Raw genomic sequence first — 18,075 nt, 5'->3', positions numbered from 1 at the left:
TCGACGTCGACAATCCGCGCCTGCGACGGAAATGGCGCGGGTGTGGTGGCGGACTGGTCATCGAGGGATATGTCGAGTGCCAGTTCATCGAGCCGACGGTGAACGCGGCTTCCGCGCGGCTGTACCACATCGTCACCGCGTACCCGATCTACCAGGGTGGAGACGGTCGTGGGCGGGGCGAGTAGGTGCGTGCGGTTCACGCGTGAGGCGGATGGGCACGTCTCCGTGCTGACCTCACCCGACTACCGGCCGCTCGAGGACTTCCTCGAGACCGATATCGGCGGCGAGCTGTCCGAGCTGCGGTTTCTCGCCGAACGTGCTCGGCACGCTCGGGCGGAGCCCTGGGGGTTCGGCGGGGATACCTGTCACGTCACCGTCGGTGGCGACGACGTGCTCGTCGAGAACGATTTCACCGGGCAGCGGGTGACCCTGCCGCGTGGTGAGTTCCTGCGGATCCTTGACGAGTACGCCGCTGCCTCCGCTGGTCACTGACACCGGATGAAGCGGGTGACCAGTGCCGCGACCTCGGGGGCCAGGGCCGCCGGATCCTCGACGCGGTCGGCGAACTGGCCGTCCAGCCACAGTGACGCGTAGCCGTGGACCAGGCTCCACAGGGCGATGGCCACGACCTTCCGCTCGGGGGGCGGCACGCACTCGGCCACGGTGGTCTCCAGCACGGCGAACGCGGCCTCGGCTGCCTCCGAGCCGATCGCGCTCTTGTGCGACTGCGTCAGCTCGGGGCGGAACATGAGCCGGAAGTAGGCCGGGTTGGCCCGGGCGAACTCGACGTAGGCGTTGAGCATCGCCTTCAGGGCTTCGAGTGGGGTGGGTGCCCCGCCGTGTGCCTCGGTCAGGGTGTCGGCCAGGCGGTGGAAGCCCTCGTCGGCCAGCGCGGTCAGCAACGCGGCGCGGTCCGGGAAGTGGTGGTAGGGCGCGCCCGGGCTCACGCCTGCTGTGCGGGCGACCTGCCGCAGGCTCACGGCGCCGATGCCGTCGGTCTCGATCAGCTCCAGGGTCGCCTTCAGCAGTGCTTCCCGCAGTGCGCCGTGGTGGTAGTTGGTCCTGGCCACGGCGACGAGCGTAGTTGCGACGGTCCGTAACCTCATGTATACAGTGCTTAGATTTATCTGAACGATGCATAGATGGGGTGAGGTCATGGCCGAACAGGTGCTGGTGACCGGGGCGACCGGGTTCGTCGCCGGGCACGTCATCGCGGACTTGCGGGCGCACGGCTACCTCGTGCGGGGCACGGCGCGCCAGCCGGGTGACGGGGTGGTCGCCGCCGACCTCACGCGGGACGAGGGCTGGGCGGAGGCGGTCGAGGGCTGCGACTACGTCGTGCACGTGGCGTCGCCGTTCCCGATCGAGGCGCCGAAGTCCGACGACGAGCTGGTCCGGCCGGCGGTCGACGGGACGCTGCGGGTACTGCGGGCGGCGGTGGCCGCCGGGGTGAAGCGGGTGGTGCTGACGTCGTCGGTCGCGGCCGTGGCCAGCGGGCACAGCGGCGGGGGCGTGCTGACCGAGGCCGACTGGTCCGTGGTGGACCGCAGCCCGGCGTACCAGAAGAGCAAGACACTCGCCGAGCGGGCGGCGTGGGACTTCGCGCGGGAGTCCGGGCTGGAGCTGGTGTCGGTGAACCCCGGCCTGGTGCTGGGCCCGCTGCTCGACACGAAGCTCAGCACGTCCGTGCAGCTCGTGCACCGGCTGCTGACCCGCGACGTGCCGGCGTCGCCGAAGATGGGTTTCTCGGTGGTCGACGTGCGGGACGTGGCCACCGCCCACCGGCTCGCCCTGGAGACGCCGGCCGCGGCGGGCAACCGGTACATCGTGGCCGGTGAGCACCTGTGGCTGCGGGAGCTGGCCGTCATGCTGGCCGAGGAGTTCAACCCCACGGGGTACCGGGTGCCGACGGCGCCGCTGCCGACGTGGCTGTTCCACGTGGTGGCCCTCTTCGACGCCTCGGTGCGGCCGGCCAAGGCGTTCATCGGCCGGCGCGAGGACGTGAGCGCGGACAAGGCCCGTCGTGAGCTGGGCTGGACATCCCGGCCGGCCCGGGAGAGCATCCTGGACACGGCGCACAGCCTCATCGAGCTGGGCCTGGCGCCGAACCCGTCGAAGAAGGCCGTTGGCTCCATGTCCACCTGACGTCGCGGCGGGACTCCTCGCCGCCGGGCCTCGAGTCGATTGAGCACCGGTCAAGGCGCGTTGCCCGGTCGATTCCCCTTGTTCACCATGGAAAGACCAGCCACCGCAACAGACCGCTGGCCGGCAGCGGCGCTGGATGGCCACGCTGCCGGCCAGTCCCCACGTGACGGACGACGCCTTGCGCGTCACACCGGCATCGGTGAAGCTCCGAGGTCAGGAGCTTCCAGGGGAGGAACAGTGCCGATCCTCGACGAACTGCCGGAGCCGATCGTCCAGGCGCCGATGGCGGGCGGCGGGTCCACGCCGGAGCTGGCGGCCGCGGTCTCCAACGCGGGTGGCCTGGGCTTCCTTGCCGCCGGCTACCTGACCGCGGACGCCGTGCGGGACCAGCTCGCGAAGACCCGCGAGCTGACGGACAAACCGTTCGGGCTCAACGTGTTCGTGCCCGAGCGGGCCGCGGTGGACGCCGGCGCGGTCGCGGCGTACGCGGACCTGATCAGGGCCGAGGCCGAGCGGCACGAGGTCTCGCTGGGCGACCCCGCCGGTGGGGACGACGACTGGGCCGCCAAGCTCGACCTGCTGTACGAGGCACACGTGCCGGTCGTCAGCTTCACGTTCGGGTGCCCGCCGCCGGAGGTCGTCGCGGAGGTGAAGGGGCACGGCTCCGAGGTCTTCGTGACCGTCACCTCGGGTGACGAGGCCCGCGAGGCGGTCGCCGCCGGTGCCGACGGGCTGTGCGTGCAGGGCCAGGAGGCCGGCGCCCACCGGGGCGCCTTCGACAACGTCGGCATCGACCACACCGGCCTCATCCCCTTGCTGCGCAAGGTGTCCGCCGCGGTGGACGTGCCGCTGGTTGCCACCGGCGGGCTGTCGAGCGGCGCGGACGTGGCCGCCGTGCTCGTCGCCGGCGCGAGTGCCGCGCAGCTGGGCACGATGTTCCTGCCCTGCCCGGAGAGCGGGGCGAACGCGCTCCACCTCGCGGCACTCGCGGCCGGTGACGCCCCCACCGAGGTCACCCGCGCCTTCACCGGCCGGCCCGCGCGGGGGCTGGTGAACCGCTTCCTGACCGAGTACTCGGCCGCGGCGCCCGCGGCGTACCCGCAGGTGCACCAGCTGACCAGAGACCTGCGTCGGGCCGGGGACCCACAAACCACGCACCTGTGGGCAGGGCAGTCATACGAGTTCGCGCGCCCCCTGCCAGCAGCGGAACTGGTGCGAGAGCTGGCTGCCGGAGCACGCTCGGCACTGGCCGCCGCCGCACGGCGGTGGCCGGCTTAGCCAGGTACGCCCGCAGGACCGCCGCACCGATCCTCGGCAGGTCACCCGTACTGCGATAGGCCAGGTACAGCGGCTCGCGGCGGGGCTGGAACTTGGCCTTGAACGCGTGCAGCGAGGCGAACCCGTACAGGGGCTCCATCAGCCTGCCCATGACGTCGAGGGTCTTCTGGATCGCGCCGACCTCGTCCCTGGTCGAGCGCACCAGCGGCGCGCCGGACAGCGATACCAGCTCAGCGCCTTCCGCCTGGAAGGTCAGGCAGGCCTCGGCGATCATGAACTCGACCACGGGCCGGAAGCCGTCGGCCTTGCGGCGCATCATGTCGAGCGTCCAGCCGTGTGGCTTGCCGTTGTGGTCGAGGACCGGCAGCCAGGACGTGACGCCGTGGACCGTGCCGTGCTCGTCGACCGCGATGCCGACGCGGACGCGCGGGTCCATGGCCTCGTCGACGCCGCCGAGCGTGAAGCCCAGCTCGGGGGTGTGCTTGCTCTTCAGCCAGCCCGCCGACACCGCCCTGACCTGTCGGATGACGGCCGGTGACTCGTCGGCGAGGGTGACCATCCGGAACTGGATGCCGTCCTTGGCCGCCCGGTTGCGCGCGGTGCGGACGTCCTGCCACTTCTTGCCGCGGAACTCGAGTCCTGGCAGGTCGACGAGGGTGTCCTCGGCGACCTGGACGCGACGCATGCCGGCCGCCGTCCGCGCCGACACCGAGAACCAGGCCGGGACCAGGCCCTGCTGGTCGCAGTGCGTGGCGAACAGCCGAGGCGCCCGGTGCCGCCACTCGGTCGAGCCGACGGGGTCGCCGAGCGCGATCGCGACGCCCGCGTGCCGGCGGTAGGCGACGTAGCCGTCCTCCCCGTACAGGTACTCCGTGCCGGGCCAGGTGGTCATCCAGGACAGGGTGCCGCCGCCGTGGGCCTCGAGGAGTGCGACGGCCTCGCCGCCGTCGGTGTTCGGGGTGGCGCGCCGCACGAACAGGGGGCCGAGCGGCAGCGCGACCGCCACGGCGACCAGGTGCACGACGTCCGCGAGGTGGCCGATGACCAGCAGCGACCCGACCAGGTAGACGACCAGGCCGGCGCGGGCCCAGAAGCGCCAGCGGGTCGGGAAGGTGGCCGTGACCACCGCCGCGGCCGCCATCGCGCCGCCGGACGGGCCCACGTCCACGGCGGAGACCAGGGCGCTGCCGGTGAGGTCCACCAGCCCGATCGCGCCGAACACGCCCGCGACGTGCCCGATCACCCAGACCGCGATGGTCTTGAGCGTGCCGAGCCGGTGTTCTGCCAGGCCGACGAACGCGGCGAAGCTGGCGAGCACCGCGACGTAGCAGAGCGGCGTGATCGCGAACGGCACACCGGTGAACACCGACCACCACCGCCCGTCCGCGAAGGCGGGCACTCCGTACGAAAGTCGCTCACCCAGCGGATGTTCACTGAATGGACTGACGAACGACCCGAAGAGGAGGCCCAGCGTGACAATCACGAGGAGCCCGGCGACTGTGAACGGGTGGCGGCGCAGCAACATGGCATAACCCTGGCTGCGGGCTGTGTCCGAATCACTGGCGCTGACACCCGAACCTGAGGTAGGGCTAGCCGTACTACGCGCGTTTCTGTCGGTGCCCCCTGGCATCGTCACGGGCATGAAGAACCTATGGTCGGTCAATGCTCGCCGACGTCCTGCCCTACCTGTGCTGTCCGCACTGCTCGGCTGGGTTGTCCTCCTCCGCCGGCTCGCTGCGGTGCACGTCCGGGCACGTGTTCGACGTGGCCCGCCAGGGCTATGTGAACCTGCTGGCCGGCAGGGTATCCGTGACCGGCGACAGCGCGGCGATGGTGGCCGCGCGCGACGAGTTCCTGTCGGCGGGGCACTACGCGCCGATCGTGGCCGCGACCGTGGCGGCCAGTGCCGGTGCCAGTGCCGGCTGCGTGCTGGACCTGGGCGCCGGCACCGGCCACTACCTCGCGGCGGTCCTCGACGCCTCGCCCGACCGGGTGGGCATCGCGTTGGAGATCGCGAAACCGGCGCTGCGGCGGGCCGCTCGCGCGCATCCCCGCCTCGGCGCGGTGGGTGCGGACACGTGGCGGCGGCTGCCGGTGCGGGACGGCGCGATCTCGGTGGCGCTCACCGTGTTCGCGCCGCGCAACGCGGCCGAGACCGCCCGGGTGCTGGCGCCCGACGGACGGCTGGTCGTGGTGTCGCCGACTCCCGCGCACCTGCGTGAGCTGGTGACGGCGCTCGACCTGCTGACCGTCGGCGAGGACAAGGCGGACCGCGTGTCGGCGTCACTGCCGGGCTTCGCCGTGTCCACACAGGACAACTGTGAGTTCGAGATGTCGTTGGCCCGTGAGGATGTGCTGGCTCTGGTCGGGATGGGACCGAGCGCGTGGCACGTGGACGCCGAGACGCTGGCCGCGCGGGTGTCGGGGCTGCCGGCGCCGGTGCGGGTGACCGCGTCGGTGACGGTGACGACCTACGTGAAGGAGAGGTGATGGTCAGCTATGTGATCGTTGGTGCCGGGCAGCGAGGTGCCGGCTACGCCAGGTGGACGGGGCGGCACGGTGACCGCGCGCAGGTGGTGGCCGTGGCGGAGCCCCGCGCGTACCAGCGGGAGTCGCTGGCGCGCCAGCACGGTGTGGCGCACGTGTTCGCGTCGTGGCAGGAGTTGGCGGCGGTGCCGAGGCTGGCCGATGCGGCCATCGTGTCCACGCAGGACGCGGAGCACGTCGAGCCAGCGATAGCGTTGGCACGCAAGGGTTACCACCTGCTGGTGGAGAAGCCGCTGGCGCCGACGGTCGACGAGTGCACCAGGCTGGTCGACGCGGTGACCGAGGCGGGCGTGCTGTTCGCGGTGTGCCACGTGATGCGGTACCGCCCGTACACGAGGCTGGTCAAGGACCTCGTGGACGGCGGCCGACTAGGCGAGATCATGAGCGTGGACCACCTGGAGCCGGTGGGCCACTGGCACTTCGCCCATTCCTACGTGCGTGGGAACTGGCGGCGGAGCGACCAGGCCTCGTTCATGTTGCTGGCCAAGTCGGGGCACGACATCGACTGGTTGCGGCATGTCGTCGGCAAGCCGATCAGGCGGGTGTCCAGCTTCGGTTCGTTGCGGCACTTCCGCAGGTCGGCGCAGCCTCCGGGAGCCGAGGACAGGTGCCTGGACTGCGCCGTGGAGCCGGAGTGTCCGTACTCGGCGCCGCGGTTGTACCTGGGCAGGCTCCGGGAGGGCCGAACGGGCTGGCCGGTGAGCGTGCTGACCGACGAGGTGACCGAGGAGGGGGTGACGGCGGCGCTGCGGACGGGGCCGTACGGACGCTGCGTGTACGCCTGCGACAACGACGTGGTGGACCACCAGGTGGTCGCGATGGAGTTCGGCGACGGTGTGACGGCGACGTTCACCATGACGGGCTTCACGCCGCACATGGACCGGCAGACGCGGATCTTCGGCACGCGCGGCTATCTGGAGGGCGACGGCAGCACCGTCCGCCTGCACGACTTCACGTCGAACACGACGGAGACCCTGCGACCGGAGACGCTGCGATCGGAAACCCTGCGACCGGAGGCTCTGCGAACGGAGACCCCACGACGGGAAAGCAAGGGACAGGACACGGAAGAAGGGCACGGCGGCGGTGACGCCGGCCTGATGGACGCCTTCACCAGGGCGGTGGAAACCGGCGACGCGAGCCACATCCTGTCGGGACCGGCGGAGTCCCTGGAGTCGCACCGGGCGGTGTTCGCGGCGGAGCGGGCCCGGTTGTCGGGCACGGTCGAGGACGTCTGAGCGGGCGGAAACGCGCCCGGCCAGACAGTCCGCGCGCCACGGCCGGCGGGACGCGGAAAGCGAGTGCTCGTCACCCGCTTCCCGCGCCCGCGTCGAGCAGTGGACCACTGTCGTCGAACCAATCAGGCGGGCACCAGCACCGGACCCACGCCGACGTGACGGCGCTGGCGAACCGGCCCGACCGGCTCCGAGCGGCTACCCGGCCTGGCAGCCGACCCGGCGCAGGTCCCGCGTGCTACCAGGGGATCTGCGGCGACCGGTAGAAGTCGACGCCCATGGCCTCCCATCGGGGTCCCTGGGCGGCCAGGCGTGTGCGGAACAACGTCCAGTCGTGCGTTGACCACGGCGACCAGCCAAGCTCCGCGAAGGCCGGCAGCCTCGGGAACGCCATGAACTCGATGTTGTCGCTGTTCTCCAAGGTCTCCGACCAGAGCGGCGCCTCGACGCCGAGCACCGCCGACTCCGGGACGTCCTCGACGTAGGCGCCCGGGTTCCAGTCGTACGCGTCGTCCACCTCGGTGAAGCCCGCCCACGACAGGCCCAGCGGCGTGTTCTCGTCGTACTTCATGTCCATGTAGGCCTTGTTCGCCGGGGACATGAGGATCTTGCCGCCCCGTGCGGCCGCGTCGGCGACCAGGTCGTTGCTGGTCGTGGTGCCCCAGAACTGGGCGAGGGCGGACACCGGCGGGGTGGCCTTCAGCAAGTCGTGCCAGCCCGCGATCTTCTTGCCCGTCGCCTCGACCATCGGGAACACGCGGTCGAAGAACTTGATGAAGTCCGCGTCCGTGGTCGCCTGCGCCTCGTCGCCGCCGAGGTGCAGGTACTCACCGGGGGTCAGCTCGGCCAGCTCGTTGACCACGTCCTGGACGAACTTGTAGGTGATCTCCTTGTCGATGCACAGCGAGCTGAAGCCGACGTCGATGCCCGTGTACAGCGGCGGCGCGACGCCGTCGCAGTTCAGCTCGGGGTAGGACGCCAGTGCCGCGTTCGTGTGCCCCGGCATGTCGATCTCCGGGACGATCGTGATGTTGCGGGCCGCCGCGTACGCGATCAGGTCGCGGAACTGCGCCTTCGTGTAGTAACCGCCGGGGCCGCCGCCCACCTCGGTGGACCCGCCGTACTCGGTGAGGCGCGGCCAGCCGTCGATCTCGATGCGCCAGCCCTGGTCGTCCGCGAGGTGCAGGTGCAGGTGGTTGATCTTGTACAGGGCGATCTGGTCGATGTAGCGCTTCACCTCTGTCGGCGTGAAGAAGTGCCGCGCCACGTCGAGCATCGCGCCGCGGTAGGCGAACCGCGGGTAGTCGACGATCCGGCCGGCGGCCACCGACCACGGTCCGTGCTGCCGCGTACGGCTCTCGACCTTGCCCGGCAGCAGCTGCCGCAGGGTCTGCACGCCGGAGAACAGGCCGGCGGTGGTGCGCGCCTTCAGCGTCACGCCCTGCCGGTTCACCGTCAGCTCGTAACCCTCGGTGCGCAGGCTCGGGGACACGTACCCCAGGGCCAGCGTGATCGCGCCCGGCCGGCGCGCCGACACCACCGGCAGGCGGTAACCCGTCGACGGGCGCAGCACGCCGGCGAGGAACTCGCCGACGCCCTTGGCGCCGCGACTGACGCTGATCGCGGTGTCGCGGGATAACTCGAAGGCGCCGCCGTGACGGTCGGGCGTGACCGACACCGGCGCCGGTACCACCTGGTACAAGCGGGACTCCTCGGGCAGCTGTGTGCTCCGCTCGGAAGCGTTCGCGGGGACGTCCAACCCGAGCAGGGCCAGACAGCCGATGACCAACACGGTTAGGAAACGAGATGCAGGGAACCTGGACACGAGATCCTCCCGAAGGTTCGGACCTCCAGGTATAGACGACTCATGGTCCAGACCACAAGGGAGCAGGAGCGCGGATGAGCGGGGAGCGACCCATCCGGCGCAGTCACCCCTTGAGGGCTCCCGCGGTCGCGCCGGACACCAGCTTGCGTTGCACGATCAGGAAGAAGATCAGGGCCGGCAGCGCGTACATCACCGATGCGGCCGTGATCCCGCCCCAGTCCGTGCCGAACACGGTCTTGAACGTCGAGAGCCACACCGGCAGCGTCTGCTTGTCCTTGTCGCGCATGAACACCAGCGCGTACAGGAACTCGTTCCACGCCGTGATGAACGCGAACACCGAGGTCGCGACGATCCCCGGCCCGAGCAGCGGCAGCACGACCCGGCGGAACGCGGCGAACCGGCCGCAGCCGTCGACCATCGCCGCCTCCTCCAGCTCGTACGGGATGCCCTGCACGAACCCGCGGAGCGTCCACACCGTGAACGGCAGCGTGAACGCGAAGTACACCAGCAGCAGCGACGGCAGCTGGTTCAGCAGCCCCGCGTCCTGCATGAGCAGGAACATCGGGATGAGCAGAGCCTCCAGCGGCGCCATCTGCGCGATCAGCACCAGCAGCAGGAACCCCTTGCGCCCGCGGAACCGCAGCCTCGCCAGCGGGAACGCCGCGAGCACGCCGGCGACCAGTGAGCACAGCACCGCACCGACCGTGACGATCAGGCTGTTGGTCAGGTGCGCGAGGAAGCCAGGCTTCTGCCACGCGCTGACGAAGTTGTCCAGCGTGAAGTGCAGCGGGACGAGGTCGTAGGCGGGCGTGAGCAGGTCGGTCGACGGCTTGAACGCGCTGGTCAGCAGCCAGTAGGTGGGGAAGGCGAACAAAATCGCGACGAGCACCCCGACGGTGTTGAGCGCGGTCCGTTGGCCCCTGGTCTTGTTCACGCCGCCCCCTCGCCCGCTGCGTCGCGCCGGCACGCTCCGCAGGCTCCGCTACGCCGGCGCCCTCCGCGGGCGAGCCGGCGTCGTTCATGTTGATTGATCGCTCCGCAAGCTCCGCTCACGAAATGTCACCCTCCCGGGTGCGCAGCAGCAACTGCAGGTAACGCGCGGTGAACACGACGAGCACCAGGATCATCAGCACCGCCACCGCGGACGCCACGCCGAAGTGCCGCCCCGCGACGCCACGCAGGTACATGAGCAGCGGCAGCGTCGTGCTCTCGCCGTCCGGCCCGCCCTGGCGGATGGCCCACACCTGCGCGAACACCTTGAAGTCCCAGATCACCGACAGGAACGTGGCCAGCGTGACCAGCGGCCGGACCGCGGGCCAGGACACCGTGGTGAACGCCTGCCACGAGGTCGTGCCGTCCATGGCCGCCGCCTCGTACAGCTCCTTGGGCGCCTGCAGCAGGCCCGCGTAGACCGTGAAGCACACGAACGGCATGGCCTGCCAGACGACCAGGATGCCGACCACGGTGAGCGTGCTCGTGCCGCTGGAGAACCAGGAGTAGCCCTGGAACGAGTCGAAGCCGAGCTTCACCAGCGTCTTGTTGAGGATCCCGTACTGCTGGTCGAAGATCCACTGGAACACCGTGGTCGTCGCCAGGATGGGGGTCGCCCACGCGAGTACCAGCGTCACCTGCAGCATCACCCGAACCGGCGCGGACAGGTGCCGCATGAGCAGCGCGACCAGCAGGCCGAGCACGACCGTGGCGGCCACGATCGCGGCCGTGAACAGCACGGTCCGCAGGGTGATCGTCCAGAACTCGGCGTCGCCGAGCACCGAGGCGTAGTTGTCGAACCCGACCCAGACGAGCTCGCCGCGGACCAGCTCGCCGAGGTCGAGCTTGCGGAAACTGATGCCGATGACCTGCACCGCGGGCCAGCCGAGCAGCACCACCATGACGACCACGGCCGGCGCGAGGAGCAGGTACGGGACCGCCTTCTCGCCGAGGTCGACCGGGCGGCGCCGACGCGCGCGCGCCGGTGCCGGCGGGGTGGTCCCCGCCGGCACCGAGGTCTGGACCGTCGCCGTCATCCCGAGAAGGCGGCGTCCAGCGCGGTGTTCGCGTCGTTCGTCGCGGTGTCGAGGTCCTTGGCGCCGGTGAGGTACGCGGTCATCATGTCCTTGAGCGGGTTCTGACCGGCCTCGATGGTCGCCCACTTCGGGGTGGCCGGGGCGGCCTTGCCGCCGCCCTTGGACGCCTCGGCCATCGCCTTGCTGACCGGCTTGGCGTCCAGCGCGGACAGGTCGGTCGAGGCACCCGGCACCATGCCGGCCTCGGCGAGCTGCTTCTGGTACTTGTCGCTCAGCAGCAGCTTCAGGTAGTCCTTCGCGAGGTCGGCGTTCTTGCTGTTGACCGGGATCGCGAGGTTCGAGCCGCCCTGGAAGACCGGCGCGGACTTGCCCGCGGTCTTCGACGGGATCGGGAAGGCCGAGGAGTTCTTCTCGATGTCCGGGTTGTCCTTCGCGGCCGTCCCCAGCTCCCACGGCAGCGCGATCATCATCGCGACCTTGCCCTGGCCGTAGATGCCGGCCTGCTCGGGGTTCTGCTCGTCGTTGTCCTTGGGCGCGGTGGTACCGGAGGCGTCGACCAGCTGCTTGTAGAACTCGAGACCGGCCTTGGCCTGGGGAGCGTTGACGGTGGCCTTGAAGTCCTTGCCGCTCTTCTTGGCGATGTCGCCGCCCTCGTCGTAGATGAAGGAGAGCAGGGTGTACCAGTTCTGGCCGGGCAGGTAGAGCGGCTGGAACTGCGGGTCGCTGCCGAACTTGGCCTTGAGCTTGGTGATCGCGTCGAGCCATTCGGCACGCGAGGTGGGCGGCGCGGCGATGCCGGCCTGCTGGAACATGTCGGTGCGGTAGAGGACCACCCGGTTGGCGGCGTAGAACGGCGTGGCGTACTGCTTGCCGTCCCACTCGCCGGAGTCCTTGAGGCTGGACAGCCACGAGCCGCCGTTCAGCGAGTCGACGTCGCCCGACAGGTCGGTGAGGACCCCGTCAGCCGCGAACGAGGGCGCCTGGGTGTTGCCGAGCTCGATGACGTCCGGCGGGTCCTGGCTGGCCAGGGCGGTGGTGAGCTTGTCCTGGATGCCGTTCCACTCCTGGACCTCGTACTTGACGGTGACGCCGTCGTGGGCGCTCTCGAACTCCTTGTTGAGGGCGTCGGTGAGGGTTTCGGGAGCCGACCCGTTCATCAGCCAGACGGTCAGCGTCTTGTCCCCGCTGCCACCGCCGTCGCTGCTACCCCCACCAGAGCCGGCACAGCCGGCCGTGGCTAACGCGATGGCCGCCGCGCCGGCCATCAGCTTCGTCAAGCGCTTCACGATCTTGTCCTTCCGTTGCGCTGGCCGCGCGTCCACTCAGTGGTTCAGACCTGATGGTCCAGACCGACTGGTATAGACCTAGTGGTTTAGACCAATGGGAGAACCTTGGTCCCGCGGGTCTCCTCTGTCAAGACAATCGGGAAAGACGTTGCCCGTCTGTTTTTGTTGACAGGAAACGAGATGTGAGATTGGTCGGGGAAGTACTCACGAAGCTGTGCTGCGGGCCTGACGCTTGCCGGTGGCGGCACGATTCACGCGGCCGCTCATGCAAGTTGTTCACCAACCAGGCGGCAGGTATCAACATGTGTTCGGTGGCTACCCCGCGTCCCCGACCGCGAGCGGCGCGTACCTGCCCGGTTCGCCTAGGGTTGGGTCGTGAGTACACATTTCAATGTCGTGGTTCTCGGTGCCGGGCCGGGCGGGTACGTGGCCGCGGTGCGGGCGACGCAGCTCGGGCTCTCGACCGCGGTCATCGAGGAGAAGTACTGGGGTGGCGTCTGCCTCAACGTGGGCTGCATCCCCTCCAAGGCGCTCCTGCGCAACGCCGAGCTGGCGCACATCTTCAACACCGAGCAGAAGACCTTCGGCATCGAGGTCGACGGCACCGTCCGGTTCGACTTCGGGGCCGCGTACGCGCGCAGCCGCACTGTCGCCGACGGGCGGGTCAAGGGTGTCCACTACCTGATGAAGAAGAACTCGGTCACCGAGTTCACCGGGCGGGGCACGTTCACCGGGCCGAACAGCATCGAGGTGAACGGGGAGACCGTCACCTTCGACAACTGCATCATCGCGGCCGGGGCGTCCGCCAGGCTGCTGCCGGGCACGAAGCTGTCCGAGCGGGTCGTCACCTACGAGGAGCAGATCCTCACCGACGAGCTGCCGGGCAGCATCATCATCGCCGGCGCGGGCGCGATCGGGGTCGAGTTCGCGTACGTGCTCGCCAACTACGGCGTCGACGTCACGATCGTCGAGTTCCTCGACCGGATGGTGCCGCTCGAGGACGCCGAGGTGTCCAAGGAACTGGCGCGGCACTACAAGAAGCTCGGCGTCACCGTCCTGACCTCCACCCGGGTCGAGTCCATCGACGACTCCGGGGACCAGGTCACCGTCGAGGTAACCGACGCCAAGGGTGACAGGAAGACGCTCAAGGCCGACAAGGTCCTGCAGGCCATCGGGTTCGCGCCGAACATCAAGGGCTACGGGCTGGAGACCGCCGGCGTGGCGACCACCGAGCGCGGCGCCATCGACGTCGACGAGTACTGCCGGACGAACGTCCCGCACATCTTCGCCATCGGGGACGTCACCGCGAAGCTCATGCTCGCCCACAACGCCGAGGCCATGGGCATCGTCGCCGCCGAGAGCATCGCGGGCGCCGAGACCATGCCGATCGACTACCGCATGGTGCCGCGCGCGACCTACTGCCAGCCGCAGATCGCGAGCTTCGGCTACACCGAGGAGCAGGCCCGCGAGGCCGGCTACGACGTGCAGGTCGCCAAGTTCCCCTTCACCGCCAACGGCAAGTCGCACGGGCTCGGCGACGCGCGCGGGTTCGTCAAGCTGCTGTCGGACAAGAAGTACGGCGAGCTGCTCGGTGGGCACCTCATCGGGCCGGACGTCACCGAGCTGCTGCCCGAGCTGACGCTGGCCCAGCAGTGGGACCTCACCGTCCACGAGGTCGCGCGCAACATCCACGCCCACCCGACCCTGGGCGAGGCCGTCAAGGAGGCCGTCCACGGCCTCGCCGGCCACATGATCAACCTGTAGTGCCCGGCCGGTCGTGTCATGGAAGGCGCGTTCAGGACGTCCCGAACGCGCCTCTCCTGACGGTCAGCAGTCAGGTGGAGGCGCGGTCGCCAGTGCGGAGGACCGGCCGCAGGGCGTCGAGCACCGCCGGGTCCTCGATCGTCGACGGGACCGGCTCGTCGCGGCCGTTGGCGATGCCGCGCATGGTCCTGCGCAGGATCTTGCCCGACCGCGTCTTCGGCAGTCCCTCGACGATCGACACGTCCCGGAACGCGGCCACCGGCCCGATGTCCCGGCGCACGGCCGCCACCAGCTCCTCGCGCAGTACGTCCGCGGAGATCTCCACACCCGACTTGAGCACCACGAACCCGCGCGGCAGCTGTCCCTTCACCGCGTCCGCGACGCCGATCACCGCGCACTCCGCCACCGCGGGGTGCGCCGCCAGCACCGCCTCCATCGACCCGGTCGACAGCCGGTGCCCCGCCACGTTGATCACGTCGTCGGTGCGGCCCATGACGTACACGTAGCCGTCCTCGTCGATGTAGCCGCCGTCGCCGGTCAGGTAGTAGCCGGGGTAGCGGGACAGGTACGACTCGACGTACCGGTCGTCGTCGCCCCAGAGTGTCGGCAGCGTGCCCGGTGGCAGCGGCAGCCTGATGGCGATCGCGCCCTCGGCCCCGCGGGGCATCTCGTTGCCCTCGCCGTCGAGGATCCGCACGTCGTAGCCGGGTACGGGTACCGACGGCGAACCCGCCTTGATCGGCAGGTCGTCGAGGCCGCGCGGGTTCGCGCAGATCGGCCAGCCGGTCTCCGTCTGCCACCAGTGGTCGACCACCGGCACGCCCAGCTTCTCGCTCGCCCAGTGGTACGTCTCCGGGTCGAGCCGCTCGCCGGCCAGGAAGAGTGTCCGGAAACAGGACAGGTCGTACTTCGCCAGTTCGGCCGCGGCGGGGTCCACTCGCTTGATCGCCCGGAACGCGGTCGGCGCCGTGAACAGCGCCTTCGCCCCGTGCTCGGCGATCACCCGCCAGAACGCGCCCGCGTCGGGGGTGCCGACCGGCTTGCCCTCGTAGAGCACCGAGGTTGCGCCAACCAGTAACGGGGCGTACACGATGTAGGAGTGGCCAACCACCCAACCGACGTCCGACGCGGTCCACCACACGTCGCCGGGATGGATGTCGTAGATGTTCGGCATCGACCAGGCCAGCGCGACCGCGTGCCCGCCGTTGTCCCGCACGACGCCCTTGGGCCTACCCGTCGTGCCGGACGTGTACAGGATGTACAGCGGGTCGGTGGCCGCGACCGGCACGCAGTCGGCGGGCGAGGCGCCGGCGACCAGGTCGTCCCAGTCGACGTCCCGCTCACCGAGCGTGGCGCGGGCCGCGTCCCGTTGCAGGACCACCACCCGGTCGGGCTGGTGCGTCGTGAGGGCCAGCGCCTCGTCGATGATCGGCTTGTACTCGACGGTCCGGGTGGGTTCGATACCGCACGACGCCGCCACGACGACCTTCGGCCGGGCGTCCTCGATGCGGCTGGCCAGCTCTTTCGGCGCGAACCCGCCGAATACCACGGAGTGCACCGCGCCGAGGCGGGCGCACGCGAGCATCGCGACGACCGCTCGTGGCACCATGGGCATGTAGATGATCACCCGGTCGCCCTTGTCCACGCCGAGCGAGCGCAGCGCGCCCGCGAACGTCGCGACCTCGTCGCGCAGCTCACGGTAGGTGAACGACGTCTTGCTACCCGTCATGGGCGAGTCGTGGACGAGTGCGGGTTGATCCGCGCGGCCGCCGTCGACGTGCCGGTCGAGCGCGTTGTGGCACGTGTTCAGCACGCCGTCGGGAAACCATCGGTACAGCGGAGCCGTCTTGTCGTCGAGCGCTCTGGTCGGCGGGGTCTCCCAGTCGACCGACTCGGCGGCCGCCAGCCAGAAGGCCTCCGGGTCCGCGAGGCTCCGGCGGTAAGCGTCCTGGTAGCTGCCCATGGGTACTGAACCTAGCCCGTCGCGGCAACCTGGTCACTGTCCTCAACGTCGAGATAACAGGTCGACATAGTGTGGAACGGCAGGCATGGACGTCTGGTCTGATGTGAGGACGAGGAGGGAGGGGCGGTGAACCTGCTCACCGACTGGGGTAGCTCGCTGCTTTCTCTCGCGCACGACATCTTCCAGCCGAGCTTCTGCCCAGGCGACTGGGTGTGGGCCTCGATCATGGCCGGCTTCCTGGTCGGGTTGCTGCCGCCGCTCGGCGCGGTGCTGATCGCGCTGGTCCGCAAGGGCACGGGCAACACGTACAACGCGGTCACGCTGACGGTGTTCGGGCTGTTCGGGGGCGTGTTCGCGTTCGTCCTGCCCTGGCTGTACACGATGGGTGCGTCCGAGACGTTCCGGGCCGTGTTCCACAACATCCAGAACGGCGTCCCCGACATCACCACCGGCACCGGCCTGAGCGCCGCGGAGGCCGCGACGATGCCGAGGGACTTCTGCGGCATCCAGAGCCAGGCGTACTTCCTCGGCGGTCGGCCGACGGTCTACGAGGTCCTCTTCCACCCGTTCGAGAGCGGCCCCATGCTGGCGCTGCGCTACGCGATGCTGATCGTGGTGCCGGCCATCGCGGTGCTGTTCGCCTGGTTGCAGGCACGGCTCGCGTTCCGGCGCGGGCCGAAGTGGCCGGGCCGGCTGTTCTGGCTGCCGTTCCTGGCGGCGCTGCTGCTGAGCGCGGCGGTGGCCGTGAACGTGGCCACGTACATGTGGATCGGCCTGCTGCTGGCGAGCGTGCTCGGGCTGTTGCCGCTGCTCATCGTGGGTCCGCCCAGCTGGTCGGTGATCGAGCGGCGGTACAAGCAGGACGCCGTCGCGCAACAATCGGCACAGCAGCCGGCACAGCAGCGGCCGCCGCCGCCGTACGTGCCGCCGCAGCAACCGCCGCCCTACCAGCCGCCACCCAACCGTCCCCAGCCCGCGCGGATGCCCCCGCCGACCAGGGTGGCGCCGCGGATGCCGGAGCCGGAGCCGGACCGGCAGGCGCTCGCCGCGCTGGCCGCCGACCCCGGGCCGCTCCCGTTCGCGTCGGAGAAGCCGACGTCGATCATCCGGCCGGCCGGGAACCGGTTCCAGAAGCTGCGCCAGCTCGGCACCGGCGGCTTCGGCACCGTGTGGCTGGCGAAGGACACGCAGCTCAACCGGACCGTCGCGATCAAGATGGCGCACGCGCCGGACGCGGAGACCGAGGAGCGGATGCTGCGTGAGGCGCGGGCGCTGGCGGCCGTGCACCACCCGAACTGCGTGCGGGTGTACGACATCGTCTCCGAAGGCGACGGCCTCGGGTTGATCATGGAGTACATCGAGGGCGAGCAGCTGGCGGAGGTCGTGCACGGGCAGGGCGCCCTGTCCGACCTGCAGGCCGCCCGGCTGTGGCTGACCATGGCGGGTGCGCTGTCCGCGGCCCACGCGAAGGGCGTGCTGCACCGCGACGTCAAGCCGGCGAACGTGATCATCGACCCGGAGGGCATGCCGCACCTGATCGACTTCGGCATCGCCAGGTCGAAGGGCGACCAGACCCTGACCGCCGCGGGCATGATGGTCGGCACGCCGGACTTCCTGGCGCCGGAGACGGCGACCGGTGTCGCGGCCACCCCGGCCTCCGACGCGTGGCAGCTCGCGGCGACGGTCAGCTTCGCCCTGGCCGGCTACCCGCCGCGCGGCGTCCGCGAGAACGCGATGGCGGCCCTGATGGCGGCGGCGAAGGCGGAACCCCTGTCGCACCTGCCGCGCCGGAGCACCCACCTGCGGCTGCTGGCGGCGTCACTGGACAGGGACCCGGCCCGCCGCCCGACCCTGGCGGCCGTCCAACGCGAGATGACGGCGTGGATCGCCCGCGCCGGCCAGGAGACCGCCGGCCCGGTGACCCAGATCGTCTCCCGCGCCCACATCAACCCCCGCTGACCCGCGTGTCCAACCGAACGGACACGCGTGTCCAACACCGAGTGCCGCT

The 18,075-nt window shown here is 70.2% G+C and carries 14 protein-coding genes and 1 pseudogene; 8 read left to right on the top strand and 7 right to left on the bottom strand.

The genetic code is table 11. The features are described 5' to 3' along the window. Together ACJ73U_RS39515 and ACJ73U_RS39510 are read left to right on the top strand one after the other, a co-directional pair. Positions 1-185, top strand: a 185-nt coding sequence (locus ACJ73U_RS39515; RefSeq protein WP_407782902.1) for a hypothetical protein, incomplete at its 5' end; no start/stop codon positions are given. Positions 186-189: 4 nt separating this feature from the next. Next, positions 190-492 carry a hypothetical protein gene (locus ACJ73U_RS39510; protein WP_407782901.1) on the top strand — a complete coding sequence of 101 codons (303 nt, stop codon included), beginning with the start codon at positions 190-192 and terminating at the stop codon, positions 490-492. Here ACJ73U_RS39510 and ACJ73U_RS39505 read toward each other — a convergent pair. Continuing rightward, positions 486-1,070: a TetR/AcrR family transcriptional regulator gene (locus tag ACJ73U_RS39505; RefSeq protein ID WP_407782900.1), complete on the bottom strand. Its 585-nt coding sequence runs from the start codon at positions 1,068-1,070 to the stop codon at positions 486-488. The two genes, ACJ73U_RS39510 and ACJ73U_RS39505, sit on opposite strands and share 7 nt — an antisense overlap. Positions 1,071-1,155: 85 nt before the next feature. Between ACJ73U_RS39505 and ACJ73U_RS39500 the strand changes: the two genes are divergently transcribed. Together ACJ73U_RS39500 and ACJ73U_RS39495 are read left to right on the top strand one after the other, a co-directional pair. Beyond that, a complete protein-coding gene (locus tag ACJ73U_RS39500) occupies positions 1,156-2,145 on the top strand; it encodes an SDR family oxidoreductase (protein ID WP_407782899.1) in 990 nt (329 codons plus the stop codon). 243 nt (positions 2,146-2,388) lie between these two features. After that, entirely contained in the window at positions 2,389-3,423 is a 1,035-nt protein-coding gene (locus tag ACJ73U_RS39495) for an NAD(P)H-dependent flavin oxidoreductase (protein WP_407782903.1), read from the top strand. Positions 3,424-3,490: 67 nt separating this feature from the next. On the opposite strand, the pseudogene ACJ73U_RS39490 reads toward ACJ73U_RS39495, so the two are convergent. Continuing rightward, positions 3,491-4,564: pseudogene (locus ACJ73U_RS39490) on the bottom strand (bifunctional lysylphosphatidylglycerol flippase/synthetase MprF); the annotation flags it as partial. Between the two features lie 521 nt (positions 4,565-5,085). Between ACJ73U_RS39490 and ACJ73U_RS39485 the strand changes: the two are divergent. After that, positions 5,086-5,913 (top strand): putative RNA methyltransferase, encoded by an 828-nt coding sequence (locus ACJ73U_RS39485; protein ID WP_407782898.1) that lies wholly within the window; start codon positions 5,086-5,088, stop codon positions 5,911-5,913. After that, entirely contained in the window at positions 5,913-7,205 is a 1,293-nt protein-coding gene (locus ACJ73U_RS39480; protein WP_407782897.1) for a Gfo/Idh/MocA family protein, read from the top strand. Before ACJ73U_RS39485 ends, ACJ73U_RS39480 begins: the two co-directional genes overlap by 1 nt. A gap of 235 nt (positions 7,206-7,440) precedes the next feature. On the opposite strand, the gene ACJ73U_RS39475 is transcribed toward ACJ73U_RS39480, so the two are convergent. The 4 genes from ACJ73U_RS39475 to ACJ73U_RS39460 all read right to left on the bottom strand — a co-directional run bounded on the left by ACJ73U_RS39475 (position 7,441) and on the right by ACJ73U_RS39460 (position 12,340). Next, positions 7,441-8,994, bottom strand: coding sequence for a beta-N-acetylhexosaminidase (locus ACJ73U_RS39475; RefSeq protein WP_407782896.1), 1,554 nt, complete (start codon positions 8,992-8,994; stop codon positions 7,441-7,443). A 136-nt stretch (positions 8,995-9,130) separates the two neighbouring features. Continuing rightward, on the bottom strand, positions 9,131-9,961 hold the full coding sequence (locus tag ACJ73U_RS39470; RefSeq protein WP_407782895.1) for a carbohydrate ABC transporter permease: 831 nt from the start codon (positions 9,959-9,961) through the stop codon (positions 9,131-9,133). Between the two features lie 115 nt (positions 9,962-10,076). After that, positions 10,077-11,054 (bottom strand): carbohydrate ABC transporter permease, encoded by a 978-nt coding sequence (locus tag ACJ73U_RS39465; protein ID WP_407782894.1) that lies wholly within the window; start codon positions 11,052-11,054, stop codon positions 10,077-10,079. After that, positions 11,051-12,340 carry an extracellular solute-binding protein gene (locus tag ACJ73U_RS39460; protein WP_407782893.1) on the bottom strand — a complete coding sequence of 430 codons (1,290 nt, stop codon included), beginning with the start codon at positions 12,338-12,340 and terminating at the stop codon, positions 11,051-11,053. The genes ACJ73U_RS39465 and ACJ73U_RS39460 overlap by 4 nt, the downstream gene beginning before the upstream one ends. 375 nt (positions 12,341-12,715) lie before the next feature. On the opposite strand from ACJ73U_RS39460, the gene lpdA reads away from it, so the two are divergent. Further along, positions 12,716-14,104 (top strand): dihydrolipoyl dehydrogenase, encoded by a 1,389-nt coding sequence (gene lpdA / locus ACJ73U_RS39455; protein WP_407782892.1) that lies wholly within the window; start codon positions 12,716-12,718, stop codon positions 14,102-14,104. A gap of 70 nt (positions 14,105-14,174) precedes the next feature. On the opposite strand, the gene ACJ73U_RS39450 is transcribed toward lpdA, so the two are convergent. Next, entirely contained in the window at positions 14,175-16,067 is a 1,893-nt protein-coding gene (locus ACJ73U_RS39450; RefSeq protein ID WP_407782891.1) for a propionyl-CoA synthetase, read from the bottom strand. 126 nt (positions 16,068-16,193) lie between these two features. On the opposite strand from ACJ73U_RS39450, the gene ACJ73U_RS39445 reads away from it, so the two are divergent. Next, a complete protein-coding gene (locus ACJ73U_RS39445) occupies positions 16,194-18,026 on the top strand; it encodes a serine/threonine-protein kinase (RefSeq protein WP_407782890.1) in 1,833 nt (610 codons plus the stop codon). Positions 18,027-18,075: the final 49 nt, after the last annotated feature.

It is taken from the genome of Actinophytocola sp. (assembly GCF_045807065.1).
GTDB lineage: Bacteria > Actinomycetota > Actinomycetes > Mycobacteriales > Pseudonocardiaceae > Actinophytocola.
Note: the sequence above shows the minus strand (reverse complement) of the source record. Positions and strands in the feature narration are given on the sequence as shown.